This is a genomic window from Nocardioides rubriscoriae, from assembly GCF_008087085.1.
GTDB lineage: Bacteria > Actinomycetota > Actinomycetes > Propionibacteriales > Nocardioidaceae > Nocardioides > Nocardioides rubriscoriae.
The window spans coordinates 272,736-299,306 of the sequence record NZ_VIYJ01000001.1; the positions used below are offsets into that span (position 1 = coordinate 272,736).

General features: G+C 72.7%; 25 protein-coding genes. 7 read left to right on the forward strand and 18 right to left on the reverse strand.

All coding sequences use genetic code 11. From position 1 onward, the window contains the following. Positions 1-131: 131 nt before the first annotated feature. Entirely contained in the window at positions 132-830 is a 699-nt protein-coding gene (locus tag FZC61_RS01370; protein ID WP_148611711.1) for a DsbA family oxidoreductase, read from the forward strand. Positions 831-844: 14 nt separating this feature from the next. After that, positions 845-2,434, forward strand: coding sequence for a fatty acyl-CoA synthetase (locus tag FZC61_RS01375; RefSeq protein ID WP_148611713.1), 1,590 nt, complete (start codon positions 845-847; stop codon positions 2,432-2,434). A gap of 100 nt (positions 2,435-2,534) precedes the next feature. Here the strand turns inward: FZC61_RS01375 and FZC61_RS01380 are convergent, their stop codons facing one another. From FZC61_RS01380 to FZC61_RS23870, 4 genes are all read right to left on the reverse strand, one after another. Beyond that, complete coding sequence (locus tag FZC61_RS01380) at positions 2,535-3,119, reverse strand: rhomboid family intramembrane serine protease (RefSeq protein WP_211357031.1); 585 nt, start codon at positions 3,117-3,119, stop codon at positions 2,535-2,537. Further along, positions 3,109-4,431: a glycoside hydrolase family 6 protein gene (locus tag FZC61_RS01385; RefSeq protein WP_148611717.1), complete on the reverse strand. Its 1,323-nt coding sequence runs from the start codon at positions 4,429-4,431 to the stop codon at positions 3,109-3,111. The genes FZC61_RS01380 and FZC61_RS01385 overlap by 11 nt, the downstream gene beginning before the upstream one ends. A 9-nt stretch (positions 4,432-4,440) precedes the next feature. Next, positions 4,441-5,343: an LLM class flavin-dependent oxidoreductase gene (locus tag FZC61_RS01390; RefSeq protein WP_211357032.1), complete on the reverse strand. Its 903-nt coding sequence runs from the start codon at positions 5,341-5,343 to the stop codon at positions 4,441-4,443. A 69-nt stretch (positions 5,344-5,412) separates the two neighbouring features. Continuing rightward, a complete protein-coding gene (locus FZC61_RS23870; RefSeq protein WP_148611719.1) occupies positions 5,413-8,019 on the reverse strand; it encodes a reprolysin-like metallopeptidase in 2,607 nt (868 codons plus the stop codon). 188 nt (positions 8,020-8,207) lie between these two features. On the opposite strand from FZC61_RS23870, the gene FZC61_RS01400 reads away from it, so the two are divergent. Continuing rightward, on the forward strand, positions 8,208-8,936 hold the full coding sequence (locus FZC61_RS01400; RefSeq protein WP_246142497.1) for a dihydrofolate reductase family protein: 729 nt from the start codon (positions 8,208-8,210) through the stop codon (positions 8,934-8,936). Between the two features lie 5 nt (positions 8,937-8,941). After that, complete coding sequence (locus FZC61_RS01405; RefSeq protein WP_148611723.1) at positions 8,942-9,832, forward strand: dihydropteroate synthase; 891 nt, start codon at positions 8,942-8,944, stop codon at positions 9,830-9,832. Here the strand turns inward: FZC61_RS01405 and FZC61_RS01410 are convergent. From FZC61_RS01410 to rfbA, 6 genes are all read right to left on the reverse strand, one after another. After that, positions 9,829-11,022, reverse strand: a complete 1,194-nt coding sequence (locus FZC61_RS01410; RefSeq protein ID WP_170285922.1) for a glycerophosphodiester phosphodiesterase family protein — start codon at positions 11,020-11,022, stop codon at positions 9,829-9,831. The two genes, FZC61_RS01405 and FZC61_RS01410, sit on opposite strands and share 4 nt — an antisense overlap. Positions 11,023-11,073: 51 nt before the next feature. Further along, a complete protein-coding gene (locus FZC61_RS01415) occupies positions 11,074-11,985 on the reverse strand; it encodes an alpha/beta hydrolase (RefSeq protein ID WP_148611728.1) in 912 nt (303 codons plus the stop codon). A 77-nt stretch (positions 11,986-12,062) separates the two neighbouring features. Continuing rightward, a complete protein-coding gene (locus tag FZC61_RS01420) occupies positions 12,063-12,896 on the reverse strand; it encodes an N-acetylmuramoyl-L-alanine amidase family protein (protein WP_148611730.1) in 834 nt (277 codons plus the stop codon). Next, positions 12,893-13,897: a UDP-glucose 4-epimerase GalE gene (gene galE, locus FZC61_RS01425; protein WP_148611732.1), complete on the reverse strand. Its 1,005-nt coding sequence runs from the start codon at positions 13,895-13,897 to the stop codon at positions 12,893-12,895. The genes FZC61_RS01420 and galE overlap by 4 nt, the downstream gene beginning before the upstream one ends. A gap of 135 nt (positions 13,898-14,032) precedes the next feature. Then, a complete protein-coding gene (locus tag FZC61_RS22855) occupies positions 14,033-14,173 on the reverse strand; it encodes a hypothetical protein (protein WP_170285923.1) in 141 nt (46 codons plus the stop codon). Between the two features lie 98 nt (positions 14,174-14,271). Beyond that, positions 14,272-15,138, reverse strand: a complete 867-nt coding sequence (gene rfbA / locus FZC61_RS01430; protein ID WP_148611734.1) for a glucose-1-phosphate thymidylyltransferase RfbA — start codon at positions 15,136-15,138, stop codon at positions 14,272-14,274. 242 nt (positions 15,139-15,380) lie between these two features. Here rfbA and FZC61_RS01435 point away from each other — a divergent pair, with 242 nt between their 5' ends. The 3 genes from FZC61_RS01435 to FZC61_RS01445 all read left to right on the forward strand — a co-directional run bounded on the left by FZC61_RS01435 (position 15,381) and on the right by FZC61_RS01445 (position 19,320). Further along, on the forward strand, positions 15,381-16,772 hold the full coding sequence (locus FZC61_RS01435) for a sugar transferase (protein ID WP_211357033.1): 1,392 nt from the start codon (positions 15,381-15,383) through the stop codon (positions 16,770-16,772). A gap of 43 nt (positions 16,773-16,815) precedes the next feature. Continuing rightward, positions 16,816-17,817: a dTDP-glucose 4,6-dehydratase gene (gene rfbB, locus FZC61_RS01440; protein WP_148611737.1), complete on the forward strand. Its 1,002-nt coding sequence runs from the start codon at positions 16,816-16,818 to the stop codon at positions 17,815-17,817. Positions 17,818-17,937: 120 nt separating this feature from the next. Beyond that, positions 17,938-19,320, forward strand: coding sequence for a sugar nucleotide-binding protein (locus FZC61_RS01445; RefSeq protein ID WP_148611739.1), 1,383 nt, complete (start codon positions 17,938-17,940; stop codon positions 19,318-19,320). Here the strand turns inward: FZC61_RS01445 and FZC61_RS01450 are convergent. From FZC61_RS01450 to FZC61_RS01485, 8 genes are all read right to left on the reverse strand, one after another. Then, positions 19,286-20,710, reverse strand: coding sequence for a tyrosine-protein kinase domain-containing protein (locus tag FZC61_RS01450; protein ID WP_170285924.1), 1,425 nt, complete (start codon positions 20,708-20,710; stop codon positions 19,286-19,288). The two genes, FZC61_RS01445 and FZC61_RS01450, sit on opposite strands and share 35 nt — an antisense overlap. A 103-nt stretch (positions 20,711-20,813) precedes the next feature. Then, a complete protein-coding gene (locus FZC61_RS01455) occupies positions 20,814-21,167 on the reverse strand; it encodes a phosphomannose isomerase type II C-terminal cupin domain (protein WP_148611743.1) in 354 nt (117 codons plus the stop codon). Between the two features lie 153 nt (positions 21,168-21,320). Beyond that, positions 21,321-21,602, reverse strand: coding sequence for a DUF2516 family protein (locus FZC61_RS01460; RefSeq protein ID WP_148611745.1), 282 nt, complete (start codon positions 21,600-21,602; stop codon positions 21,321-21,323). Between the two features lie 145 nt (positions 21,603-21,747). Beyond that, entirely contained in the window at positions 21,748-22,371 is a 624-nt protein-coding gene (locus tag FZC61_RS23310) for a hypothetical protein (RefSeq protein WP_148611747.1), read from the reverse strand. Positions 22,372-22,376: 5 nt separating this feature from the next. Beyond that, a complete protein-coding gene (locus FZC61_RS01470) occupies positions 22,377-22,793 on the reverse strand; it encodes a helix-turn-helix domain-containing protein (RefSeq protein WP_148611749.1) in 417 nt (138 codons plus the stop codon). An 83-nt stretch (positions 22,794-22,876) separates the two neighbouring features. Beyond that, positions 22,877-23,980 carry a glycosyltransferase gene (locus FZC61_RS01475; RefSeq protein ID WP_148611751.1) on the reverse strand — a complete coding sequence of 368 codons (1,104 nt, stop codon included), beginning with the start codon at positions 23,978-23,980 and terminating at the stop codon, positions 22,877-22,879. Next, on the reverse strand, positions 23,980-25,395 hold the full coding sequence (locus FZC61_RS01480) for a Wzz/FepE/Etk N-terminal domain-containing protein (protein ID WP_148611753.1): 1,416 nt from the start codon (positions 25,393-25,395) through the stop codon (positions 23,980-23,982). Before FZC61_RS01480 ends, FZC61_RS01475 begins: the two co-directional genes overlap by 1 nt. 1 nt (position 25,396) lies before the next feature. Further along, positions 25,397-26,527: a cellulase family glycosylhydrolase gene (locus FZC61_RS01485; protein WP_148611755.1), complete on the reverse strand. Its 1,131-nt coding sequence runs from the start codon at positions 26,525-26,527 to the stop codon at positions 25,397-25,399. Positions 26,528-26,571: the final 44 nt, after the last annotated feature.

The window sequence follows — 26,571 nt, forward strand, 5'->3', positions numbered from 1 at the left end:
CTCGAAACCACCGCACGTGCAGCGCGACTCGGCTCGGTGCTGTGGTGGTCTCGAGGCTCGTCGCCAGGGCTCCTCGCACCTCGACCGCCGTGGGTCGGGAACACCGCTTCGCGCCGGAGGGTTGATCCGGCATGCGCATCGAGATCTGGTCCGACGTCGTGTGTCCGTGGTGCTACATCGGCAAGCGCCGGTTGGAGGAGGCCCTCGCCGGCTTCGAGCACCGTGACGAGGTCGAGGTCGTATGGCGCTCGTTCCAGCTCGACCCGTCGGCCCCCACCGAGCCGAGCGAGAACGTCGCCGAGGCGATCGGCCGCAAGTACGGCGGCGGCGCCGGGCAGGCCCGTCAGATGATGGCCCAGGTGCAGCAGGTCGCCGCGGAGGTGGGTCTCGACTTCACCCGCCACGCCGACGCGCTGCACCTCAGCACCGTCGACGCCCACCGGCTCCTGCACGCGGCCGGTGACCTGCGCGGCGAGCTCAAGGAGGCGCTGCTGCACGCCTACTTCGTCGAGGCCCGCAACGTCGCCGACCACGACGTCCTGGTCGAGGTCGCCGCCTCCATGGGGCTCGACCCCGACCGGGCGCGCGCGGTGCTCACGTCCGACGCCCACGCCGACGACGTCGCGGCCGACGTGGCCCAGGCGGCGGCGTACGGCGCCACCGGCGTCCCGTTCTTCGTCGTCGACGCCCGCTACGGCGTCAGCGGCGCCCAGCCCACGGAGGTCTTCAGCCGGCTGCTCGAGCAGGCGTGGGCCGAGCGCTCGCCGATCACGATGGTCTCGGCGGGCGGGACCGCCCCCGGGTGCGAGGGCGACGAGTGCGCGATCTGACGTAGGTTCGGGGCATGACGGCCGTCACACCCGACATCGCCACCGCTCGCCAGCACTCCCTCGGAGACCTGCCGCGCCGCACGGCGCAGCGGTTCCCCGACAAGCCCGCGATCATCGACGGCGACACCTCGTTCACCTTCGCCGAGCTCGACGCGGTGGTCGACCGGGCCGCGGCCGCGATCGCCACCGCCGGGCTCGCGCCGGGCGACAAGCTGGCCCTGCTGTGCCACAACTCCTGGCAGTACGCCGTGCTCGTCTTCGCCACCGCCCGCGTCGGCGTGGTGCTGGTGCCGATCAACTTCATGCTCGGCGCCGACGAGGTCGCCTTCATCCTCGACCACAGCGAGGCTCGGGCCTTCGTGGTCGAGGACGCACTGCTCGACGTCGCCACCCGGGCGCTGGCCGGGCTCGACCTACCGACGCGGGCCGTGGTCCGGCTGGCCGGCGGCGACGTGCCCGACGGGTGGCTCGACGCGCAGACCTGGTTCGACCACGATGGCACGCCCCCGGCGGTGCTCGTGGGCGACGACGACCCGGTCCGGCTGATGTACACCTCGGGCACCGAGTCGCGCCCCAAGGGCGCGCTGCTCAGCAGCCGGTCGCTGATGTGGCAGTACGTCAGCTGCGCGCTCGACGGCGACTACCGACCCGACGACGTCGAGCTCCACACGCTGCCGCTCTACCACTGCGCCCAGCTCGACGTGTTCCTCGGACCAGACGTCTGGCTCGGCACGACCTCGGTGATCCTGCCCGGCCCCGACCCGGTCGCGATCCTGAGAGCGATCCAGGAGCACCGGGTCACCAAGTTCTTCGCCCCGCCCACGGTCTGGATCGGCCTGCTGCGCTCCCCCGCCTTCGACGACGCCGACCTGTCCTCGCTCGAGAAGGGCTACTACGGCGCCTCCCCGATGCCGGTGGAGGTGCTCAAGGAGATCCAGCAGCGGCTGCCCGACGTACGGCTGTGGAACTTCTACGGCCAGACCGAGATGTCCCCGCTCGCCACCGCGCTCGGCCCCGACGAGCAGCTCTCGCACGCCGGCTCCGCCGGCCGCGCCTCCCTCAACGTCGAGACCCGGATCGTCGACCCCGCCGGGTCCTCGGTCGACCCGCTGCCGGCCGGCGAGGTCGGCGAGATCGTGCACCGTTCACCGCACGCGACCCTGGGCTACTTCAAGGACGAGGCCAAGACCGCCGAGGCCTTCGCCCACGGCTGGTTCCACTCCGGCGACCTCGGCTACCTCGACGAGGGCGGTCGCCTCTACGTCGTGGACCGCAAGAAGGACATGATCAAGACCGGTGGCGAGAACGTCGCCAGCCGTGAGGTCGAGGAGGCCGTCTACACGATGCCCGGCGTCGCCGAGGTCGCCGTCTTCGGCGTCAGCCACCCGCGCTGGGTCGAGGCCGTCGTCGCGGTGGTCGTGCCCAAGCCGGGGGCGGAGCTCGAGCCCGACGCCGTGATCGCCCACTCCCGCTCGGTGCTGGCCGGCTACAAGACGCCCAAGTACGTCGTGGTCACCGACGCGCTGCCCAAGAACCCCAGCGGCAAGATCCTCAAGCGTCAGCTGCGTGACGAGCACGCGGCGATCGCGGCGTCCGACTCGTGAGGCCAGCGCACGTGTCACTCACCGTGACGACCACTTCCCCACCGGTCTACGGGTGGGGAAGTGGTCGTCACGGTGAGTGACATCGCGGTCGGCCGAACGGTCAGGCGACCGGGCGCGCGGGCCGCCCGCGCTCCGCGAGCAGGAACGCCGCCAGCCCACCGCCGACGGCGCCGAACAGGTGGCCCTGCCAGGAGATTCCGGGCTCGCCGGGCAGGACGCCGAGCAGCAGGCTGCCGTAGACGAGGAACAACGCGACGCCGAGCAGGACCTGCCCGGCGCTGCGGTTCCAGAAGCCGCGCAGGAGCAGGTAGACGAACCACCCGAAGATCAGCACCGAGGCGCCCAGGTGCACGGTGTCGGACGGCGCGACGAGCCAGAGCCCGACGCCGCCGACGAGCCAGATCAAGGCGGTCGCCTGCAGCCCCCGGACCAGGCCCGACACCAGCACGAGGAACAGCAGCACCAGTGTCGGGACCGTGTTGGCCTCCAGGTGCAGCCAGCCCCCGTGGAGCAGCGGTGCGAGCACGATGCCGAGCAGGCCCTCGTCGGTGCGCGGGTGGACGCCGTACTGGTCGAGGCGGTGGCCGACCAGGGCGTCGACGACCTCGATCAGCCACAGCAGGGCCACGAAACCGACGGCGCCGATGCCGGCGGTCAGCCACGGGGAACGGCGCTCAGTCGACATCGGGGTCGACATAGGGCGAGCTGCGGACGATGGCCAGGGCCCGGTCGAGCTGGAACGGCGAGTTCTGCCGGTAGAGCCACGGCCGGCCGAACCAGAGGTAGGCGTCGACGGTCTCGCGCGCCAGGCGGCGTACGTCGTCGGGCAGGCCCCACCGGGCCGCGTCGACGTCGGTGGTCGGCGGGATGCCGAGCGAGACACAGGTGCGGGTGTCGGTACGACTGGCGCACGGGAAGGCGTTGTCGGGGTCGGGGCCGGTGTAGCGGCCGAACTCGAAGCCACGGCCGTTGCTGCTGGTGTTGATGACGACCTTCTTGCCGGGGATGCCACGACGGGCGAGCTCGGCGACGATCTCGGCGCCGCGACGCACCTCGGCGTCGGTCGGCGAGTAGTGGGTGCTGTTGAGGGCGACGCCGCGCGCCTCCCGGACGCCGCCTCGCACCAGGAAGTCGACGGCGGCCGACGCGCCGCCCTGGCCGGCGGCGGCGGGCCAGTCCCCCGCCCCGCCGTCGATGTAGACGCTGGTGTGGGGCAGGCCGGCCAGCTTCGCGGTGGAGTAGGCGATCAGCTGCGACGGCAGCGTCGAGCCGCCCGGGGCGCAGAGGGCGAAGGGGCCGTCGGGCTGGACGATGACCGCGGCGTGAGCGTCACCGATGGCGCGGGCGAACTCGTCGGTCCAGCGTCGGTACGACGCCTGCTCGGCGGCCGAGGGCAGGCGCCCGCAGGCCTCGTGCTCCCAGGGCTGCATCCGGAACATCGCCAGCTGCACCAGGGTCTCGGGGTCGCCGGCCTGGGTCACGGTGACGTAGTCGCGGACCCGGTCGTAGATCTCACCGTCGCTGATCCAGGCCCCGAACCACATCGCCTTGGGACGCAGCGCGATCTCGGCCAGGGCCTCGCGCGTGGCTCCGCTGGAGCGGACGTAGGGGTCCCAGGAGAACTCGCGCGAGCCCTGGTAGACGCCCATCGGACGACCCGCGAGCGGGTTGGCGGCCGCGCGAGCGGCGCGCCGGGCGCGCTGGCGCTCCAGCTCGTCGCGCAGCTCGACGGCGCGCTTGCGCTGCAGCCGCACCTGTCGCTGGGCCTTGACCTGGAGGTCGGAGAGCCCGGCGGCCTTCGAGGGTGCGGTCGTGGCGGGCGGGGCGGGCGTCCGGGTCGGCACGGGGGTGCGGTCGGGCAGGATCGTCCCCGCGTCAGCGGGCGGGTCCGCGACCTGCGCGGCCGGGTCGTCGGAGGCACTGCAGCCGCTCAGCAGCACGCCCGTCAGCACGGTCGCCACCGCGGTGACGGACAGGGACGACAACGGGAGACGCACGGTCCCTGTCTACACGAGGTCGGCGACCCGGCGGACCTGATCGACGTCGGAGCCGGTGGGGATCAGGTGCACCTCGTCGGCGCCGAGGTCCTCGAAGCGCCGCAGCACCTCGCGCAGCTGGGCCGGCGTCCCGGCGAACCCCGTCGTGGGCGCCATGGCGTCGACGAGGTCGGCGGGCAGCCAGTTCATGTAGTGACGCAGGTGGCGGTGGACCTGGGCCCGCGCGGTGCCCGCCGGGCCCGACGCCGGTTCGAGGGCGAACCAGAACGACGTCGTCAGTCGTGGTGAGGGGCGCCCGGCCTCGGCCCACGCGGTGCGGGCCAGGTCGAAGAGTCCGCCGACCGCGACCGGGTCGAGGTCGAGGGTGACGCCCGCGAGGCCGTCGGCCCAGGCGGCGGCGTGGCGGACCGTCCGGGGCCCCATCGTGCCGACCAGGAGCTCGGGTCCGCCGTCCTGCACCGGCGGGGGTCCGACGGGCCGCACCGCCTCGGTGACCCGTTCCCCGCGCCAGACGCGCCGCATCACCTCGACGCGCTCGGCCATGCCGCGCATGGTCTGGGTCGCGAGGTCGGCCCCGGCTGCACGGTAGTCCTCCTCGCGCCCGCCGACCCCGAACCCGACGGTCAGCCGTCCCCGCGCCAGCTGGTCACCGGTGGCCAGCGACTTGGCCAGCAGCACCGGGTCGTGCAGCTGCGGCACGATCACGGTCGTCACCAGCCGCACCCGCGAGGTCCACGCCGCGACCGCCCCCAGCAGCGTGAGGGTCTCGGGGTTGTCGAAGGCCATCCGCTCGCCGAAGCACAGCGAGGCGAACGGGCCCTCGTCGGTCGCGCGCGCCCAGGCCTCGAGGGCCTCAGGTCCCCGGGCCCAGAGGTCAGGCTCCATCACCGGCAGGGTCATTCCGATCCGCATGCCCCCACTGTCCCAGGCCGGGACCTCGACCGGTGGTCGAGATGCGAGCGGAGCGAGCCTCGAGACCCCTCAGCGGATGGCGAAGCTCTTGGCGCTGACGGAGTAGAAGTAGTTGCCGGCCGCTTCGACCATGATCCGCGCGTTGTCGGTACGGATGCCCCCGGGCAGGGTGACGCGGGTGGCACCGTCGTTGAGGGTGCCGCCGGCCAGGGTGCGGCGGAAGGTGCGCCCGCCGTCGGTCGACAGCAGCACCTTGACCCGCTCGGAGAGCGCCCGGGTGCCGTTGACCTTCCAGCGGACCGGGATCGTCGACCCGGCCTGCAGGCGCAGGCCCTGGCGCCCCTGGGTCGTCACCCGGAACGGACCCGCGGTGGGCACGAGCCGCAGCGTGACCTCGCGGTACGCGACCCCGCCGCGGGCGTCACGCACCGTGAGCCGGAAGTGCAGGGCGCGCGGGGTGTCGCCCGGGGTGCCGAGGTAGCCCCGGGTGGGGAGGTACTCGCTGTAGCACTCGACGACCTTGGCCGAGGGCGGCACGTAGTCGCCGAGGTCGGCGGGCAGCCCGGCGACCTTGGGGCACGCACCGGTGCGGGCGTTGGTGTTGCCCCCGAGCACCTGGGCCAGGTCGGGGAAGTAGCGGGTGCCGCTGCGTCCGGCGACGTTGATGCCCGGCGCCGGGGACTCCAGCGAGTCGTCGGCACTGACGTCGGCGGCGGTGCCGAAGACGCGGAACAGCGGGCCGTAGATCTTCTTGTTGCTCACCAGGCCGGTGCCGGTGGATTCCAGGCCTCGGTCGGCCTGCTCCCACAGGTAGGTCAGCGGGTCGCCGTCGGGGTCGGTGGCGGTGCCGGTGAGCTTGAACGGCGTGCGGACCGGGATCTTGCGGGTGACGTTGACGCTGGTGACCCGCGGGGCCCGGTCGGTCGTGGTCACGGTGGCGGTGCCGCCGTTGTCGGCCGCGCCGCCCTTGGCGGTCTCACCGACGAAGGCGGTGGCCCCGCCGGTGCCGACGACGGTCAGGGGGTCGACGTCGGTGTGGGTGCCGGGGGCGTCGGGGGCGGCGGTGGGCGCGAAGATGACCTGGAAGCCGGTCGGCCCGGGCGCGGTCAGCGGCGCCGGGTAGGCGTCGTAGCTGGCGTAGGGGTCGTAGCCCCAGCCGGCGATGGTGACGTCCTGCCCGGTGGCGGTCTCGATCGCGCTCTCGAGGGTGGCGGCGTCGTAGGTGGCCGGGGTGAAGTCGACCGGAGCGCTGTCACCGAAGGACAGGCTGAACCCGGAGCCGGGACCGCCGAAGCCGCTGAGCGACACGGTCTGCACCTCCACGACCGACGGGATCGGCCCGCCGGTGTAGGTGTTGACCTCGTCGAGGGTCTGCCAGGAGAAGTAGGGGTCGGTGTGGGCCTGCAGGTCGTCCTGCAGGCAGATGCCGGCGTAGGCCATCACCGAGGAGCCCGAGCCGGGCTCGACCGAGGTGCCGCCGTTGCGGTTGCCGCCGGAGCAGGCGTACTGGACGCCGTTGAAGGTGTGGTTGCCCGCGAACTGGTGGCCCATCTCGTGGGCGACGTAGTCGATGGCGAAGAAGTCGCCCTTGGGCTCGGGCAGGCCGGTGCAGCCGCCGCCCTTGTAGTCGGCGCCGACGACGCCGAGGTAGGCGACGCCGCCGCCGTTCTTGCCGAGCGCGATGTGGCCGATGTCGTAGTTGGCGGCGCCGATGACCTGGCCGAGGACCAGGCGGTTGCGGCCGAGCAGCTCGCCGCTGCAGAAGTCGAGGTCGCCGTAGTCCTGGCCGGGAGGGGCGTCGGGGTAGATGCTCGTGCGGTAACAGGGCTCAGCACCGCACGGCCCGTCGGGACCGGTCGCCTTGGCGTCGGTGTCGAAGTTGAGCTTGTCGGTCTCGTTGATCAGCTGGAGCGTGATCGCGAGGTCCTCGCGGTAGATCTGGTTGACCCGGTTGATCAGGGTCGCCTTCTCGGCGAGCACGTTGGTGGTGCCGAAGTAGGCGGCGTAGGAGGGGTCGGAGGCCAGCGCCAGGCGGTAGCGCTTCTCGACGACGGTGCCGCCGACCTTCGCCGGCGCGACGGCGCCGCGCGTGGCCGCGCGGCGGACCTCGGGCGCCTCCTTCTCGGCGAACGCCTCCTCGGGCCGCGTGGTCGCGCTGCCGTAGAAGGACAGGTGGGTCGTGGTGCCGACGCGGTCGTAGGCGGGGTCGACGTACCAGGCACCCTGGCCCTGGGGGCCGCGCACGGCGGCGTGGAAGCCCATCGGGGTCACGTCGAGCGCGATCGTCGTGGTCGGGTCGTCGACCGCGCGACCGGTGTAGGTGGCGATCTCGGGGTGGGCCGCGGCGAGCTCGGGGGCGAGCACGTCGCTGCGGGTCACCGCGAAGCGCTGGGTGCCGCCCGCCGGGGTCGGGACCGCGAGGTCGACGCCGCTGCCGGAGCCCTCGACCGGCGCGTCGGCGAGCTGGGCGCGCACCGCGCGCAGGTCGACGCGGGTCGCGGCGTAGCGCGTCGGCTGGACGCGGATCTTGTCGCCCGAGGGCTTGAACCCGGTGAGGGGTCGGAAGGCCGGGTCGGCGGCCGGCGCGGCTGACGACGGCGTCACCGCCGGCACCACGGCCGCGGCGAGGACGACGGCGACGGCTGCGGCGAGACGGGCACGGCGTGGGTGACGCATGGGGGAGCTCCCTCCGACCCGGACCGCTCGGCCGGGTGCGAGCACCATAGGGCCAGGGACCGACAACCCACCATGGGGACGCCCCCGGAGATCTCCGGAGATCTCCGAAAAGTCCCGCCCGGGGTCCACCCGCACCGATCGGGTGAGCGCCCCGGCGACCGCGAGGCCCTAGGTTCGGTGCCGTGGAGATGATCTACGGCCCCGACCGGGGCGAGCTCGACGACGAGGCCGTGCTGGCGGCGTACCCGTGGCCGCAGGAGGGTCGGTGGGTGCGGGCGATGATGGTCACGACCCTCGACGGGGCCAGCGCCGGGCCCGACGGGCTCAGCGGGTCGATCTCCTCCGAGGTCGACAAGGCCGTCTTCAACGCCGTGCGCCGCCACGCCGACGCCGTGCTGGTCGGCGCCGGCACCATCCGGGCCGAGGGCTACGGCGCCATGAAGGCCAAGCCGGCCGACGCGGACGCCCGCGCGGCGCAGGGCCAGGCGCCGGCCCCGGTGATCGCGATCGTCAGCCCGTCGCTCGACCTTCCGTGGGACTCCGCGCTGTTCACCGACTCGACCGAGCCCCCGCTGGTCCTCACCGCCGCCGAGCCCGACGCCGACGCGCTGGACCGTGCCCGGCAGGCGCGCGCGACCCTCGTGCACGCCGCGGGCGACGACCTGCCTCCGGACTTCGTCGTCGACACCCTGGTCTCGCGCGGCCTGCGCCGCATCGTGTGCGAGGGCGGCCCCCGCCTGCTCGAGGCCGTCACCCGCGCGGGCCTGGTCGACGAGGCCGACATCACCGTCTCGCCGTTGTTCGCCGGTCTCGCGCACGCCACGCGGACCGAGGGCCTCGAGAAGGTCGTCGGGTTCGGTCTCGAGCACGTGCTGACGGCCGAGGGCTTCCTCATGTGCCGCTACGTGAGGGGTTGAGCGTCGTGCTGAGCCTCTCCGCCCTCGCCCGGCTCGCCGCCGAGCACGCCGACGACCTCGACCTGCCCGTCGAGAAGCTGCGCCTCGGCGACCGCGAGATCGACACCGACACCAGGCCCGCGATCATGGGCGTGGTCAACCTGTCGCGCGACTCCAGCTATCGCGAGAGCGTGGTGACGTCGTTCGCCTCCGCGGTCCGCAAGGGCCGCGTGCTGACCGCGCAGGGGGCCGACGTCGTCGACGTCGGCGCCGAGTCGAGCAAGGCCACCGCGGCCCGGGTCGACGCCGAGGGCCAGGTCGCGACCCTGGTGCCCGTGGTCGCCGCCATGGCCGAGGCCGGTGTCACGGTGTCGGTCGAGAGCTACGAGCCCCCCGTGGTCGCGGCGTGCCTCCAGGCCGGCGCCCGGGTCCTCAACCTCACCGGGTCGGCCGAGGACGCCGCGATGTTCGACCTGGCGGCCGAGCACGACGCGTCGGTCGTGCTGTGCCACATCCTCGGCGCGCACGCCCGCGACCTCGACGGCCGCGACGTCGACCCCGACCCCTTCCCGGCCATGCTCGAGTCGTTCGGTCGCCGCATCGACGACGCCCGCAGTCGCGGGGTCCGCGGCATCGCGATCGACCCCGGCATGGGCTTCGGCTTCCGGCTCGGCGACCAGCGGGCCCGGGTCCGTCACCAGGCGTCGGTGCTGATGGCCTCGTTCCGGCTGCGCCGGCTCGGCGTACCGGTGTGCCACTCGCTGCCCCACTCGTTCGAGATCTTCGAGGACCAGTTCCGCACGGCCGAGGGGGTGTTCGCGGTGCTCGCCCACCTCGGCGGCACCGGCCTCTACCGCACCCACGAGGTGCCGCAGGTGGTCGCCGTCCTCGACGCGATGCAGGAGCTGTCGGTCTAGCTCGCCGCGTCGCTCGGCTCGGGCTCGTCGGTGTCGGCCTGCTCGAGCGCGTCGAGGGTCTCGATGACCTCGGTCGGCGACTCGGCGAGCAGGACGTCGAAGCCGATCGCCCGGACGCCGCGCAGCAGCTTCTCGAGGTCGCCGACGCCGGCCGGGTCGGTCCCGACCTTGAAGTCCTCGCCGAGCAGCGCGTTCTCGAACGACACGGGGTAGACGCCGATGGCGAACCCGGCGGCGTGGACCAGGTCGGGGACCCGCTGGGGCTCGTCGACCTTGGTGAAGGCCTCGGACTCGACGATGATCACGTCGATGGTGTCGGGCAGCCCGGCGAGCGCGTCGGCGGTGAGCAGGCGCGAGGAGTCGCCGTCGACGACCAGTCCCGACAGGACGTTGTCACCGAGGTTGGCCTCGAGCCGGGCCAGCACCCGCAGGTCGGCGGACTCGACCGTGACCCGCTCGGGCTCGTTGACCAGCCGGGCCTTGCGCAGCGACTTGGCGATGGCGGGCTCGACGGCAAGCCGCAGCCCGCGGAAGTAGGAGGCCCGCAGCGGCTCTACGAACACGCCGACCTCGGTGCCCTGCGCGAGGTTGAAGTCGTTGACCTGGGTCAGCAGGTCGTCGAACGAGATCAGGCCGAAGTCACCGTCGTACGCCGCGCTGTCGGGGCGCAGGGCGGGGTCGGGCTCGGTGGCACGCAGGGTGCGCAGCTCGTCGAGGGTGAAGTCCTCGCTGAACCAGCCGGTGGTCTCGACCCCGTCGACGACCTTGGTGGTCTCGCGGTCGGCGAACTCGGGCCGGTCGGCGACGTCGGTGCTGCGGCTGAGCTCGTTGTCGCCGCGGACCAGGAGCTGCTCGTCGCTGGTCATCACGACCTGGGCCTCGACGTAGTCGACGCCGGCGTCGAGCGCGTCGGCGTAGGACTCCGCGGTGTGCTCGGGCTTGGCGACCGGGTCACCGTGGCGGCCGGCGACCAGGACGGTGCCGAGGCGCAGCGGGCCGTTGGAGACGCCGCTGGAGGGCAGGAAGTCGGTGACGACCTCGGCCGGCCCGTCGTCGCGGGCCGAGTCGTCGGCGTCCTCGGCGCGGGTCGCGACCACGGCGAAGACCGCCGTGACGACCCCGACCACGACCAGGACCGCGACCACCGCACGCCGGACCCACCAGACCTGGTCCTCGCTCGCGCCGTCCACGACGCAGGAGCCTAGTGAGGCCCGGGGCGGCAGGTCATGGGAACCCGCCGATCAGGCGCGCAGCAACCGGTGGACCCGGGCCGCGACGTCCTCGAGCGCGGCCCCGGCCGCCGGGCTCATGATGCCCATGTCGATGAACCCGTGGACCAGGCCGTCGTAGCGCACCCGCTCGACCGGCACCCCGGCCGCCTCGAGCTGGTCGGCGTAGGCCTCGCCCTCGTCGCGCAGCGGGTCGTACTCGGCGGTGACCACCAGGGCGCGCGGCGCACCGGCGAGGTCACCGAGGATCGGCGAGTGGCGAACGTCGTCGAGGTCGACGTCGTCGCCCAGGTAGTGGGCGGCGAACCAGGTCATCGTCGCCATGTCGAGGAAGTAGCCCTCGCCGTTGTCGGTGCGCGAGGGGTAGTCGCCGGCCATGTGGGTCGCGGGGTAGAGCAGCACCTGGGCGTCGACCTGGTCGCGCAGGACCTGCGCCACGACGGCCGACAGGTTGCCCCCGGCCGAGTCACCGCCGACGGCCAGGACCTCGCCCCCGCCGAGCTCGGCGAGGTGGTCGGCCGCCCACGCGACGGCTGCGAGGGCGTCCTCGACGGCCGCCGGGTAGGGGTGCTCGGGCGCCAGACGATAGTCGATGGCCAGCACGGCCGTCCCACCTTCGACGCACAGCCGCCGGCAGGTCTGGTCGTGGGTGTCGAGGTCACCGATCACGAAGCCGCCACCGTGCAGGAAGACCAGCGTGGGCCACGGGCCCTCCCCCGCCGGCCGGTAGAGCCGCGCGGGCCGCTCGGCCACGGTCAGCTCCTCCACGCCGCCCACCGCGATCTGCGTCTCGGGCGTCACGAGGTCGACGGTCATCGCCCGGAACGCCTTGCGTGCGTCCTGCGGCGTCCCCTCGTGCATCGGCGGGTACGGCGCCGCCTCGATCATGGCGAGCAGGGCGGCGGTTCCGGGGTCCAGAGGCATGACCGCGACTCTAGCCACCCCACGGTGGTCGAGGAGGTCGCCCGCGACCGTCTCGAGACCACACCACCGCAGGCGGCTCACCCCAGGAACCCACGCACCGCCTTGACCAGCGCCGCGGCGTACCGCGCCCGTCCGGCCCGCCGCGTCATGACCGCGGCGTCGACCCGCGAGCGCATGTTGCCGAGCTCGACCAGCACGGTCGGCACGTCGGAGAGGTTGAGGGTGCCGAGGTCGCGGCGGACGTCGAGACCGTCGCCGCCGGCGGTGTAGGTGGCGTAGGGGAAGCCGGCGTCCCGCAGCTCCCGTCGTACGCCGAGCGCGAGCCGTCGCGACGGGCGCGCGATGTCGTCGGTCCACGGTGCCCGGTCCGGTGGGCGGATGACGTGGAAGCCGTGCGCCCCGGCGGCGTAGGAGCCGTCGCCGTGGATGCTGAGCTTGAGGTCGGCCCCGGCGCGGTTGCCGGCGCGACCGCGTACGTCGACGCACGGGCCCCACAGCCGGGTCGAGTTGCGGTCGCGGGTGAGGATCACGCGGGCGCCGAGCGCCTCGAGCCGCCGGACCACGACTTGCGAGACCTGCCAGGCGAAGGTGGCCTCGGGGTAGCCGCCGTCGGTGGCGGTGCCGGTGGTGTTGCACGGCTTGCGGAAGCCGCCGGCCGGGACCAGGCGCCCGGTCTCACGCGGGAAGCGGCTGTTGCCGAGCTGGTGGCCGGGGTCGACCACGACGGTCCGGCCGGAGAGCGGACCCTCGCCCGGCGCCGACGCCGACACCGACGGTGAGCCGGACGGCCCCGCCGTCGCGCTGGTCGACGACCCCGACGACGGCCCGGTGGCCGCGACCCCGACGCCCGCGCACCCCGACAGGGCGAGCACGAGCACCAGTACCGCTGGGCCGACCGGGTGGAGGGTCATTCGTAGCCCAGGATCTCGATCCGCTTGTCGCCCCAGGCCAGCGCCGAGGCGATGGCGTCGTCGATGGACAGCTCGGTCCGCCAGCCGAGCAGCCGGGCCGCCTTGTCGGCGTTGGCGTAGGCCCCCACGGCGTCGCCGGGTCGCGGGCCGGCCTCGGTGATCGGCACCGGGGCGCCGAAGACCCGCTCGAAGGCGGCGACCAGCTCGCGCACGGTCACGCCGTCGCCGGCGCCGAGGTTGATGATGGTGGAGGTCGCGTCGACCTCGGCGAGCACCTGGTCGAAGCGCTCGATCGCGGCCACGTGGGCGCGCGCGAGGTCCCAGACGTGGATGTAGTCGCGGATGCCCGTGCCGTCGCGGGTCGGGTGCTCGGTGCCGGTGATGGTGAACGACGGCTTGAGGCCGCGGGCCGCGAGCACCAGCTGGCCGATGACGTGGCTCGGCTCCTTGACGTAGATGCCGGACTCGAGGTCGGGGTCGGAGCCGACCGGGTTGAAGTAGCGCAGGATGACCGCGCGCAGGTCGGTCGCGGCGGCGAGGTCGACGAGGACCTGCTCCATCATCCGCTTGGTGCGCGCGTAGGGCGAGGTCGGCTCGAGCGGGTCGTCCTCGGTGACCTCGAAGTCGTCCTTGGTGGCGTAGAGGCTCGCCGACGACGAGAACAGCACGCGTGGCTTGCCGAGCGCGGTCAGCTCGTGGAAGAGCTCGAGCGACTTGGCGACGTTGTCCTTGTAGTAGAGGTACGGCTGCTCCATCGACTCGGGTACGACGATGCGCGCGGCCATGTGGATCGTGGCGTCGAGGTCGGGGTGCTCGGCGACGATGCGCCGCAGCAGCTCGCGGTCGGCGATGTCGCCCTCGTAGAAGATCCGGTCGCGCACGAACGCGTGCGGTCCGTTGAGCAGCGAGTCGAGGACGACGGGCGTGTGCCCGGCCTCCTCGAGCGCCTTCGCAGTGATCGAACCGATGTAGCCGGCGCCGCCGGTGACCAGGACCTTCATCCCGGCAGGTTATCCGGAGGCTCGCCGCGATCCCACGCCCGGACACGCCCCACGCGCTCTACGCGCCCTACACGCCCTACGCGCCGCCGACGGCCTCCCTCCGGTCGTCGGCGGCACGTCAGGCCGTGTGTGCCGTCAGACCCCGTGGTCGACGCTCTCGAGTGCGGCGGTCTGCGCCGTGCGCCCCGCGTCGTCGATCGCGCGACCCACCACGACGGCCAGCGGCAGGGGCAGCACGCACCAGGCCAGCACGGCGAGCAGGATCTCGAGGAGCACGTCCCCAGCGTGCCCGGTCCGGCTGCGCCGCGGGACCGGCGGGCGGATCGAGTCTCCTAGTCATTCCGGGCCAGGGGGCCTGACCCCGGCGCTGCGGGTCAGCCGTGCTCGAGCAGCCCGAGGAGGTAGCCGCCGTAGCCGCTCTTGAGCAGGCCCTCGGCGATGACGCGCAGCTGGTCGTCGCCGATGTAGCCCATCCGCCAGGCCACCTCCTCGGGGGCGCCGACCTTGGTGCCCTGGCGCGCCTCGATCGCACGGACGAAGTTGCTGGCGTCGTTGAGGTCGTCGAAGGTCCCGGTGTCGAGCCAGGCCGAGCCGCGCGGCAGCACCTCGACCTGGAGCCGGCCCTCGTCGAGGTAGAGACGGTTGAGGTCGGTGATCTCGAGCTCGCCGCGTGGCGACGGGCGCAGCGAGGCGGCCTTGGCGACGACGTCGTTGCCGTAGAAGTAGAGCCCCGGCACGGCGTACTGGCTGCGCGGCCTGGCGGGCTTCTCCTCCAGCGACACGGCCTTGAAGTCGGCGTCGAACTCCACCACCCCGTACGCCGTGGGGTCGGCGACGCGGTAGCCGAAGACGGCCGCGCCGTCGAGGTCGGCGAAGCGACGCAGCCGGGTGCCGAGACCGGCGCCGTAGAAGATGTTGTCGCCCAGGACCAGGCCGACGCTGTCGTCGCCGACGTGGTCGGCCCCGATGAGGAAGGCCTGCGCCAGCCCGTCCGGGCTCGGCTGCACGGCGTAGGTGATCGAGATGCCGAGCTGCGAGCCGTCGCCGAGGAGGCGGACGAACTGAGCGGCCTCGTGCGGGGTGGTGATCACCAGCACGTCGCGGATCCCGGCCAGCATCAGCGTCGACAGCGGGTAGTGGACCATCGGCTTGTCGTAGACCGGCATCAGCTGCTTGCTCACCGCGTGGGTGATGGGGTGCAGCCGGGAGCCGGTCCCGCCGGCCAGGATGATTCCGCGCATGCGGGTCATGGTGCCCCAGTGGACCTTCCGGCCACCGGCACCGTCACCGAAAGGGATGACGCCAGTGTAAAAAGTCCCGACATTGCTGTGCGATCGGGATGCGGCGCTTACTGTGGTCCGGTCCGACACCGTGGTCGAGACGTTGCCTTCTGGGGGATGCGTCCGCGGCGCCTACGTGTGGAGAATTTGTGACGTTGACAGAGACAGCCACCCGACTGAGCACACGCTCGCCGAGTCGGGTCGTGGGGTGGCTCCCGGTGATGGTGGGCGCCCTCGACCTGGTTCTCGTCGTCGCCGTGACAGGGTTGGCCGTCGTGGGCCGGGGTCAGGGCTTCCTCTTCGCCGAGCCCGCCGACGTGACGTCGACGGTCGGCACGACCGCCCCTTTGATCGTGCTGGGGTGGATCGCCACCACCTCGCTCCTGGGCGGCTACAAGGCCGACGTCTTCGGTGCCGGCACCGACGAGTACAAGCGCGTGCTCAACGCGGGCCTGCTGACCGCGGGCCTGGTCAGCGTCGCCTGCTACCTCGGGCAGTACCCCCTGTCGCGCGGCTTCTTTGTCCTCCTCTTCGGGCTCGGCGTGCCGCTGCTCCTGCTCGGCCGGTTCATGGCGCGGCGGGCCGTGCACGCGGCCCGGGTCAACGGCGCCCTGCAGCAGCGGGTGCTGATCGCGGGCTCGGCCGACCACGTCGACGAGGTCGCCGCGGTGCTGCGCCGCGAGCGCTGGCTCGGCTACCAGATCACGGGTGCCCTCACGCCCACTCACGACCTGTCGACCGAGACCCCGTCCGGTATCCCCGTCGTGGGCAACGCCGACGACGTGTCGGCGATGCGCGAGAGCGACGTGGTCTTCTTCGCCGGGGGTTCCGACACCTCGGCGCGACGGATGCGCCAGATCGTCTGGGAGCTCGAGCAGGACGACGTGCAGCTGGTGGTCGCCCCCAGCGTCAGCGACACCAGCAGCGAGCGCATCCGGGTCCGCCCGGTCGGTGGGCTGCCCCTGATGCACATCGACCCGCCGACCTGGAGCGACGCGGCCCGCATCGGCAAGCGCACCTTCGACATCGTCGGCAGCCTCGCCCTGCTGCTGCTGATGGCCCCGCTCTACCTCGCGGCCACGGCGTCGATCCTCGTGCGCGACCGCGGTCCGGTCATCTTCCGCCAGACCCGCGTGGGTCGTCACGGCGACGAGTTCACGTGCCTGAAGTTCCGCACGATGGTCCCCGACGCCGAGGCGCTGCTCGCTCGGCTGCAGGCCGAGACCGGCCAGATCGACGGCCTGTTCAAGATGAAGGACGACCCACGCATCACGCGATCGGGCCAGTGGCTGCGGCGCTTCTCGGTCGACGAGCTGCCCCAGCTGGTCAACGTGCTGCGCGGCGACATGAGCCTGGTCGGTCCACGTCCGCCGCTGCCGTCCGAGGTGGCCTCCTACGGCGAGGACGTCGCCCGGCGCCTGCACGTCCGCCCCGGCCTCACCGGGCTGTGGCAGGTCTCGGGTCGCTCCGACCTGACCTGGGACGAGGCCACCCGGCTCGACCTCTACTACGTCGACAACTGGAGCATGCTCCAGGACGTCGCGATCCTGGCCCGCACCCTCGGTGCGGTGGTCGGCTCGCGCGGAGCCTACTGAGTCCCGTCCGCGACACACCGCCCGACCCACCTAGGGTGGGCCCGTGCAGCGCATCCTCGTGACCGGCGGAGCCGGCTTCATCGGCTCCAACTTCGTCCACCACCTCGTGGCCCACACCGACGCCGTCGTGTCCGTCCTCGACAAGCTGACCTACGCCGCGAGCCGTGAGGCCCTCGACGGCCTGCCCGCCGAGCGGGTCAGCCTGGTGGTCGGCGACGTCGCCGACCAGCCGCTGGTCGAGAAGCTCGTCGGCGAGCACGACGCGGTGGTCCACTTCGCCGCCGAGTCCCACAACGACAACAGCCTCAGCGAGCCGGGTCCGTTCATCCAGACCAACATCGTCGGCACCTTCTGCCTGCTCGAGGCGTGCCGCAAGCACGACACCCGCCTGCACCACGTGTCGACCGACGAGGTCTACGGCGACCTCGCGCTCGACGACCCGCAGCGCTTCACCGAGGACACGCCCTACAACCCCAGCAGCCCCTACAGCGCCGCCAAGGCCGGCTCCGACCACCTGGTGCGCGCGTGGGTGCGGTCCTTCGGCGTGCGGGCCACGATCAGCAACTGCTCCAACAACTACGGGCCGTGGCAGCACGTCGAGAAGTTCATCCCCCGCCAGGTCACCAACGTCCTCGAAGGCGGTCGGCCCAAGGTCTACGGCGCCGGCACCAACGTCCGCGACTGGATCCACGTCGCCGACCACTCCTCCGCGGTCTGGACGATCCTGCAGCACGGCCGCATCGGCGAGACCTACCTCATCGGCGCCGACGGCGAGCGCACCAACCTCGAGGTCGTCGCGATGATCCTGGCCCACCTGGGCCGCCCGGCCGACGACTACGACCTCGTCGCCGACCGCGCAGGTCACGACCTGCGCTACGCCATCGACTCCACCAAGCTGCGCACCGAGCTCGGCTGGACGCCCTCCTACGCCGACTTCGCCGCCGGCCTGGCCGCCACCATCGACTGGTACGCCGAGCACCGCGACTGGTGGGCGCCCCACAAGCACGCCACCGAGGCGGCCTACGCGGCCAAGGGGCAAGCGTGAAGCACGCAGCCGGTCGCGAGGAACGAGCGAGCGGCGTGGGCGTGTGCAGGTCGAGCAAGCGCGCGACCGAGGAACGAGGTCGCGACCGCGCGCCGAGACCGCCGTTCTCGAAGGAGCATCGTGCCCACTGACCTGACCGTCGAGCCCACCCCGATCCCGGGCCTGCTCGTCGTCCGCCTGCCCGTCCACGAGGACGCGCGCGGCTGGTTCCGCGAGAACTGGCAGCGCGAGAAGATGACGGCCCTCGGGCTGCCCGACTTCGAGCCGGTGCAGAACAACGTGTCCTTCAACCACCGCCGTGGCGCCACCCGTGGCATCCACACCGAGCCGTGGGACAAGTTCGTGTCCGTGACCGGCGGGCGGGCGTTCGGGGCGTGGGTCGACATGCGCGAGGGCTCGTCGTTCGGGACGACGTTCACCCTCGAGCTCGACGAGGCGACGGCGGTCTTCGTGCCGCGCGGGGTCGGCAACAGCTACCAGACCCTGGACGACGCCGTGGCCTACAGCTACCTCGTCAACGAGCACTGGCGCCCCGGCCTGGCCTACCCCGCGCTCGACCTGGCCGACCCCGAGGTCGCGATCGGTTGGCCGATCCCGCTCGCCGAGGCCGAGGTCTCCGACAAGGACCGGGCCAACCCCCGGCTGGCCGACGCGATGCGCGTGCGGCCACGCACCACGCTCGTGATCGGCAGCAGGGGCCAGCTCGGGAGAGCGCTGCTCGCGGAGTTCCCCGACGCCGTCGGCGTCGACCTCGACGAGCTCGACGTCACCGACCCCGCCGCCGTCGCGGCCTGGCCCTGGCACGAGCACGACACGATCCTCAACGCGGCCGCCTACACCGCGGTCGACCTGGCCGAGACCCCCGAGGGCCGGGTGGCGGCCTGGGCCGCCAACGCCGCGGCCCCCGCGGCCCTGGCCCGGGTCGCCGACGCCCACCGCCTGACCCTGGTGCACTACTCGACCGAGTACGTCTTCGACGGCACCCGCTCGCCGCACGCCGAGGACGAGCCCGTGTCCCCGCTGGGCGTCTACGCCCAAACCAAGGCCGCCGGCGACCTCGCGGTCGCGACCGCCAATCGCCACTACGTGCTGCGCACGTCGTGGCTGATCGGTGACGGGCACAACTTCGTGCGCACGATGGCCCGGCTGGCCGGCGAGGGCGCCCGCCCGACCGTGGTCGACGACCAGGTCGGCCGGCTCACCTTCACCGACGAGCTCGCCCGCGTGACCCGGCACCTGCTGGAGTCGGCCGCGGCTCACGGCGTCTACCACGTCAGCAACGGCGGCGAGCCGACCTCGTGGGCCGACGTGGCCGCGAGCGTGTTCGAGCTGCTGGGCCGTGACCCCGCCGACGTCGGCCGGGTCTCGACCGCGCAGTACGTCGCCGGCAAGGCGATGTCGCCGCGACCGCTGCTGAGCGCCTTCGACCTCGGCAAGCTCCAGGCGACCGGGTGGACCAGCGAGCCCGCTATGCGTGCGCTGCGTCGTTACCTGACCGCTTGAGCCGCCGCTGCGCGCGGCGCGAGAGGTTCTTCTCCTCGGTGTAGGTGTACTGGTAGCCGTAGGCGTAGCCGGCCCGTCCGCGGCCCTTGGTCGGGGCCATGTTCATCACGACGCCGACGCACTTGGCGCCGACCGACTCGACCCGCTCCAGGGCGTGACCGAGCTGGTCCTTGGTGGTCTTGCCGTGACGCACGATGGCGAGCATGCCGTCGGCGCGGGCGGCGAGCAGGGCCGCGTCGGTGACCGGGAGCAGCGGTGGCGCGTCGAGGAGCACGACCGAGAAGCGGTTGCTGAGCTCCTTGATGAGCATCTCCATCTGGTGCGACTGCAGCAGCTCCGACGGGTTGGGCGGGCGCGGGCCGCAGGTGAGCACCTTGAGGCCGGTGTCGGCGTAGGGCTGCAGGGCGTCGTCGACCGAGAGGCGGCCGATGAGCACGCTGGTCGTGCCGACGGAGTCGTCGAGCTTGAGCCGGTCGGCCATCGTGGGCCGGCGCAGGTCGCACTCGACGATGCAGACGGTCTCGCCCGCCATGGCCAGGGTGATGGCGAGGTTGACCGCGGTGGTCGACTTGCCCTCGCCGGGCAGCGAGCTGGAGATGACGAACACGCGGTGGTCGTGGTCGACCTCGACGTACTGCATGTTGGTGCGCAGCACCCGGAAGGCCTCGGCCCACGGCGTGGCCTCGGCCAGGGCGGCCGACGGGAGCTTGCGCACCGCGGTCGGGTCGCTGGAGATGGTGCCCAGGATCGGGCGCGAGGTCACCTCGGCGACCTGCTCCGCGGTGGAGATCGAGGTGTCGAGCAGGTCGCGGAGCACGGCGAGACCGACCCCGAGCAGCAGGCCCAGGACGACGCCGAGACCGAGGTTGCGCACCACGTTGGGGCTGACCGGCGCGTCGTTGATCTGGGCCGGGTCGAGGATCGAGGCGCGGATCGGGGCGACCCCGCCGCTCTCGGGCGACTCGACGTCGGCGATGCGGTCCTTGAGGGCCTCGGCGTAGGCCTGGGCGATGTCGCGCGCGACGACCGGGTCGGAGTACTGCGCGGTCACGACGAGGTTGACCGTCTCGGGCACCGCCTCGGCCGTGACCGAGTCCTTGAGCACCCCGGCGTCGATCTCGCCACCGAGGTTGGTCGCGACGGTCTCGGCCAGCGACTGGGCCTTGATGAAGCCGACGTAGGACTCCACCCGCTGGGCGGCGAACGCGCCGCCGGCGGGTGCGTCGCTGGTGTCGGAGCTGGTGGTCGACACGAACAGCTGGGCCGACGACGCGTACATCGGCGTCGACTGCCACGTGAGGAACGACGCGGCCGCCGTGGAGGCGAGCACGCACAGCACGATCAGGCGCCATCGCCGTCGGACGGTCAACCAGTAGTCTCTGAGCTCCACGGTTCCCATCCGATAACGGCTGATTGGTACGTGGCCATCCTAACTGAGGGCTGCCACGTCCCTGACCACGTCCGGCGCGGAGGCGGCTCGGCCCCGGTGGGGGTCAGACCGAGATCCGGCCGTAGTCGTCGTCGAGACGGCAGATGTCGTCCTCGCCGCAGTAGCCGCCGAGCTGGACCTCGACGATGACCAGCACCTCCACGTCCATGTTGGTGATGCGGTGCGCCTGGCCGATCTCGACGCGGACCGACTCACCGGGTCCGGCGATGACGGTCCGGCCGTCGACCACGCACGTGGCGCGGCCGGCCACGACGTTCCACAGCTCGGCGCGGTGCTCGTGCGTCTGGTAGCTGAGCCGCTGGCCGGGCTCGACGACGATCCGCTTGACCTTGTAGCCGTCGCCCTCTCCGAGGACCTCCCAGCTGCCCCACGGTCGGTTCTCGTGCTCGCCGGTCATGGCGTCCCCCTTCGATGGTTGAAGCCCGAGGTTAACCCCCTGACAGGGGCGATTCGCCGAATCGGCGAAGACCACGGGGAACGCCCAGCAAGCGTTGCACGGCCGTTGCGCAACCGTTGCGCAACCCTTGAGAGACGGCCGTGTCCGTGAGGTTCAGCGGCGGTGGAGGCCGGCCAGGGCGGGGCGCACGTCGGCCAGGTAGACCAGCGCGGCCACGAGCATGACGATGCTGATCAGGGCCAGCGGGATCGGCACGAAGAACAGCACGACGCCGAGGCCCAGGATGGTGCACCAGGTGGTCTTGGTGAGCTTGCCGGCGGCCTCGTAGGCCTCGGCGGAGTAGAGCAGCGAGTTGACGAAGGCGAAGATCGTCACGCTCAGGATCGCGAGCTGGACGACGATCATGACGATGCTCTGGGCGAAGAAGACGTTCATGGTGCCCCCAGCCTACGGGCGCCGGCGGTCTGCGGCAGGCACCTGACGCAGAACACCCGGGTCCTCGCCGCTGACGCGTGCGGGGACCCGGGTGGCCCGGTCGTGGTGGGAGGAGTCAGAACAGCGTGGGCTGCTCGTCGTCTCTTCAGTTGCTCGAGGCGCTCGAGGTGCTCGCGGTGCTCGAGGTGCTGGCGGGGGCCGCCTTCTTGGCGGGGGCCTTCTTGGCCGGGGCCTTCTTGGCAGGGGCCTTCTTGGCGGTCGAGGTCACCGGGGTGGCCTTCTTGGCGGCCGGCTTCCGGGTGTTCTTCTTGGCGGCGGGGTTGGTCGTGTTGACCTTGACCTCGACGGTCGCGCTCGAGGGCAGCTTGGTGCCCCGGACGACGGCCTCGCCGCGCTTGGCGAGCTCGGCGTAGGTGCCGGTCACGGTCTCGACGTAGTCGAGCGCCACGGTCTGACTCTTGGTCGGCAGGGCCTTGGCCTCGGCCTGGAGCTCGGCGACGCGGGCCTCGATCGCCGCGCGGCGGGCCTTGGCCTGCTCGAGGGCGGTGGCGCGCAGCTTCTTGGCGTCGAAGTCGGTGACCGACTTCTGCACGTCGGCGACCTTGGCGGTCGCGTCCTTCTGCACGCCGGTCAGGCGCTTCTGCACGTCGGCGACGTACTCCTTGACGGCGGTGACGGCGAGGTCACCGGCGCCGACGCCAGCGTAGAGGGGGGTCTTGGCGGCAGCGGGGATCTCGAGGGACTTGAAGTCGATCTTGGTCTTGGCCATGTGGATCACGTCTCCTGGGTGTGGGTGTCGGGTGTGCTGTCCTCGTCGTCCTCGGGCCGTTCCGGTGCCGGGTTGGCGGCCAGGAACGACGAGTAGACGTCGAGGAGGGTCTGCTTCTGGCGCTCGGTGAGCCCGGGGTCGCCGAGGACGGCGATCTCGACGGAGCTGCCGGCCCCGGCCTCGGGACTGACGATCCCGGCCCGGATGTAGAGCTGCTCGGCCGAGATCCTCAGCGCCTTGGCGATCTGCTGCAGCACGTCGGCGGACGGCTTGCGCAGACCCCGTTCGATCTGGCTGAGGTAAGGGTTGGAGACACCGGCCTGCTGGGCGAGCTGCCTCAGGGACAGCCGCGACGCGAGTCGCTGCTCCTTGAGGTAGTCACCGAGCGACTCGACGGTCTGCCCGACCTTGCTCTTGGCCATGACCCCACTGTGCTAGCAACAGCTAGCAAAACGCAAACTGAGCAAGCGTGCTCTTGTTCACACCGCCGTACGACGACGACCGGTCAGCCGACGACCTCGGCGACGACGGCCTGCATCCGCTCGCGGAACTTGTCCTCGGCGAACCACTCGGCGTGGCGGCGGATCGCGTCGGCGTCGAAGGACATGTCGTCGAAGTCGCGCAGCGCGCTGGCGAACGCGTCGGCCTCGTCATGGTACGCCGTGGACGAGGGCGTGACGTGCAGGCCGGTGACGCCCGGGACGACGGAGTCGAGCGCCCCACCGGCGCCGAGGGCGACGACCGGCAGGCCGCAGGCCATGGCCTCGACGGGCAGGATGCCGAAGTCCTCGATGCCGGGGAACAGCAGGCCCCGAGCCCGCCGCATCAGGTCGAGCATGGTGGCGTCGTCGACGCGGCCCACGAACTCGATCCCGGGGCCGGCGAACGCGTCGCAGGTCTCGCGCGAACGCCCCTCGCCGACGACGACCAGCCGGACCCCGGCCCGCCGGGCGGCACTGATGGCCAGCTCGGGCCGCTTGTAGGGCACCAGACGCCCGGCGAGCAGGAAGAACTCCTCGCGCTCGATCGTCGGGTCGGGGGTGAAGACGTCGGTGCGCACCGGCGGCGGGATCACGACGCTCTCGCGCCCCCACCACTGCTCGATGCGCTGGGCCACCGTCGTGGAGTTGGCGACCAGGCGCTGCGGCCGGGCGGCCGCGCGCTTGTCGGCGCGCTGCTGGCTGGCGGCGAAGGCGGCCAGCCCGACCTCGCCGACCTTGCCGCCCGGCTCGCCGGCGCGCGAGGTCGGCTCCCAGATCCAGCGGGCCGGGGTGTGCACGTAGCTCACCATCGGTACGCCGTCGGGCGGGCGGACGCGCTGGGCGAAGGCGTGGTGGGACGTCAGGACCAGCTCGGCCTCGGAGAGGTCGGCGCGGGCCATCGCGACCGGCAGCAGCGGCAGCAGCTCGGCGTAGCGACCGCCGCCGCGGTAGAGCCGCTGCAGCGGGCTCGAGCGGACCGTGTCGGGGTCGATGCCCTCCAGGCTCACGGCGCGGTCGTGGACCGGGACGAAGACCTCGGAGCCGGGGAACGCCTGGACCAGCTGCTCGACGACGCGCTCGGAGCCACCGAGCTCGGTGAAGCGCTCGTGGACGATGACCGTGCGCATCAGGCCGGCTGCTCCGCGGCGACCCGCTGCCGGGCGACCGCGCGCGGGGCGCGGCTGCTGCGCCGCTGCCCGCGGTGCACGGTGACGGCGACGACGTCGAGACCGAGCCCGCGCAGGGCGGTGACGGCCTCGCGCAGCCGCTTGCGCGTCACGCCTGCGTCGACCGCCAGCACGGTCGGTCCGCTGAGGGCGCTGGAGACGTCGAGGAGGTCGTCGACGTCGTCGACGCTCGCGGCGAGCACGAGACGTGACTGCGGGGCGACCTCGACGACGCGGGCGACCCGCGCCGGGTGGTCGCCGGGCGCCGGCGCCCCGGCGGTGAGCACGCGGACCCGGTCGTGCTGCGGGAGCGCGTCGAGCGAGGCCGGGGTGAGGGTGCGGGCGAGCCCGGTCAGGCCGGGGCCCTCGTCGAGGCCCAGCTCACGGTCGACCGTCGGCCGCTGCGGTGCGACGTCGACGAGCAGCACGTCGTCGCCGCGGGCGGCGAGGAGGCGGGCGACCAGGGTCGCCGCGCGGGCCTGGGGTGCGTCGCCGAGCTGGACGAGGTTGACCGCCCGGTCGCCCTCGAGCACGGGGAGCAGCGACGCGACGGCGGTGGGCCCGTCGTCGGGGTCGATCACGACGGCCGGTACGCCGGCGGTGGCGGCGGCGTCGCGACCGGGGTCGCGGGCCGACAGCGACCCGCGCAGGGCCCGCGCCAGCACGACGCCCTCGGCGGCCAGCACCAGCGCCACGATCAGGGCCAGCAGCGCGTCGCGCAGCGGCTTGGGCGACGCGGGGCCGTCGGGGATCGTCGCCGGCTCGACGACGGCCAGCCGCCACGAGGGTCGGTCGGCGACCGCGCGCAGCGAGCCCAGCAGGGCCTCACGCTCACGCTCGAGCGCGGCGACGGCGACGTTGTCGCGGCCGATCACCTCGCGTCGCTCGCGACCGACCAGGGCGATCGCGTCGGTGATGGCCGCGCGCTGCGAGGCGAGGTCGTCGGCCTGGTCGGCGGCCACCTCGGTCGCGAGCACCGCAGCCACGGCGTCGGCGAGGTCGGCGGCCTCCACACCGTCGGCACCGGTGGCCGCCACCGTCACGAACCCGGGCTGGGTGCCGGACTCGGCGGTCACGTCGCCGCTCACGGCGCTGACCGCGTCCTCGTCGGCCGGCCGGCCGAGCGAGGTCAGGGCCTTCTCCAGCACGCCTCGGCTGGTGGTGAGCCCGACGACGGTGTCGGCGTAGTAGCCCACCTGCACCGACGGGTCGCTCGCCTGGTCCTCGGGCAGCCGCACCTGGACGGTGGTCTGGGCGACGTACTGGTCGGGGGCGGTGGAGCGCCAGACGAGGACGGCCGCCGCGGCCGCGAGGGCGACGACGAGGACCACCCATCGTCGCGCCCACACGCCGGCGGCGTGCTCGAGGAGGTCCATGTCAGTTCCTTTGCAGCTCGCGCCGCAGCGCGGAGTAGGCGGGCTTGGGTCGGCCGGCGTCGTCGAGCAGGCCGAAGCCCGTCTCGGGGTCGCTCGAGTCGCTGTCAGTGTCGCGCAAGGCGTAGAACCACAGCGAGTCGACGAACGGCAGGCGCCGAGCCTCGCGTACGGCGCCCAGCACCATCTGCTCCTGGCGCGCGAGGCTGACCGAGCGCGCGGAGGCGCCGGTCGAGGCGCCGTACTCGGTCAGCCACACGGGCTTGTCGCCGTCGCCGGCGCGCTCCATCACCTTGTAGAGGTCGAGGAGGCGGGCGTAGGTGTTCCACGGCTGCCGACCGCTGGGCAGGGCGGGGTAGGTGTAGGGGTGGACCGACACGACGTCGAAGAGGCCGCGGTCGATGCCGGTGGCGTAGAAGCGGCGCAGGAAGGTCACCGGGTTGACCTGCAGGCCGACCGCGCCGTTGACCGCCGGGGCCAACGAGCCGACGAGGATCCGGGCGCCGGGGTCGTACCTGCGCAGGGGGCGAGCGGCGGCCTCGACGAGGCGGGCGTACTCGCGGGCGTCGGGCGGGGCCGCCCAGAACGACTCCCGGTTGGGACCGTTCCACAGCTCCCAGGCGAAGACCTGGTCGCGGTAGCGCTGGGCCGCGGCGGCGACGAACCGGCCGAAGAGGGCGGGGTCGGGCGACCCGTCGTCGAGGCGGCCCGAGACGGGGCTGTAGCTGACCACGACGAGCACCTTGAGTCCGGCGGCGCGACTGGCCCGCACGACCCGGTCGGTGTCGGACCAGTCGAGCCCGCCGTACTGGGCGACCTTGGCCCAGTTGAGGTCGATGCGCACCCGGTCGACGCCCAGCCGCGTGGCCGCGGTGAGGTCGGTGCGCAGCTCGTCGTCGGAGGCCGACAGGATGCTGAAGCCCGGGCTGATGCCGACGCGCAGCGGCTTGCGTGGCACCGGGTCGGGCTCGATGTCGGGCGGGATCGTGGGCACCGGGTCGGGGGTCGGGAGGCCGGTCGGGGCGCGGCGCGGCTCCTGGGCCACCGGCGTCGGGTCGTCGCGCAGGGCGACGAGCACGGCGACGACCAGTGCCGCGACCAGGGCGAGGACGAGAAGAGGCGTCCGCCGGAGCATCGGCGGACGACTGGATGTTGCAGTGACGGTGCACCCCCACGACG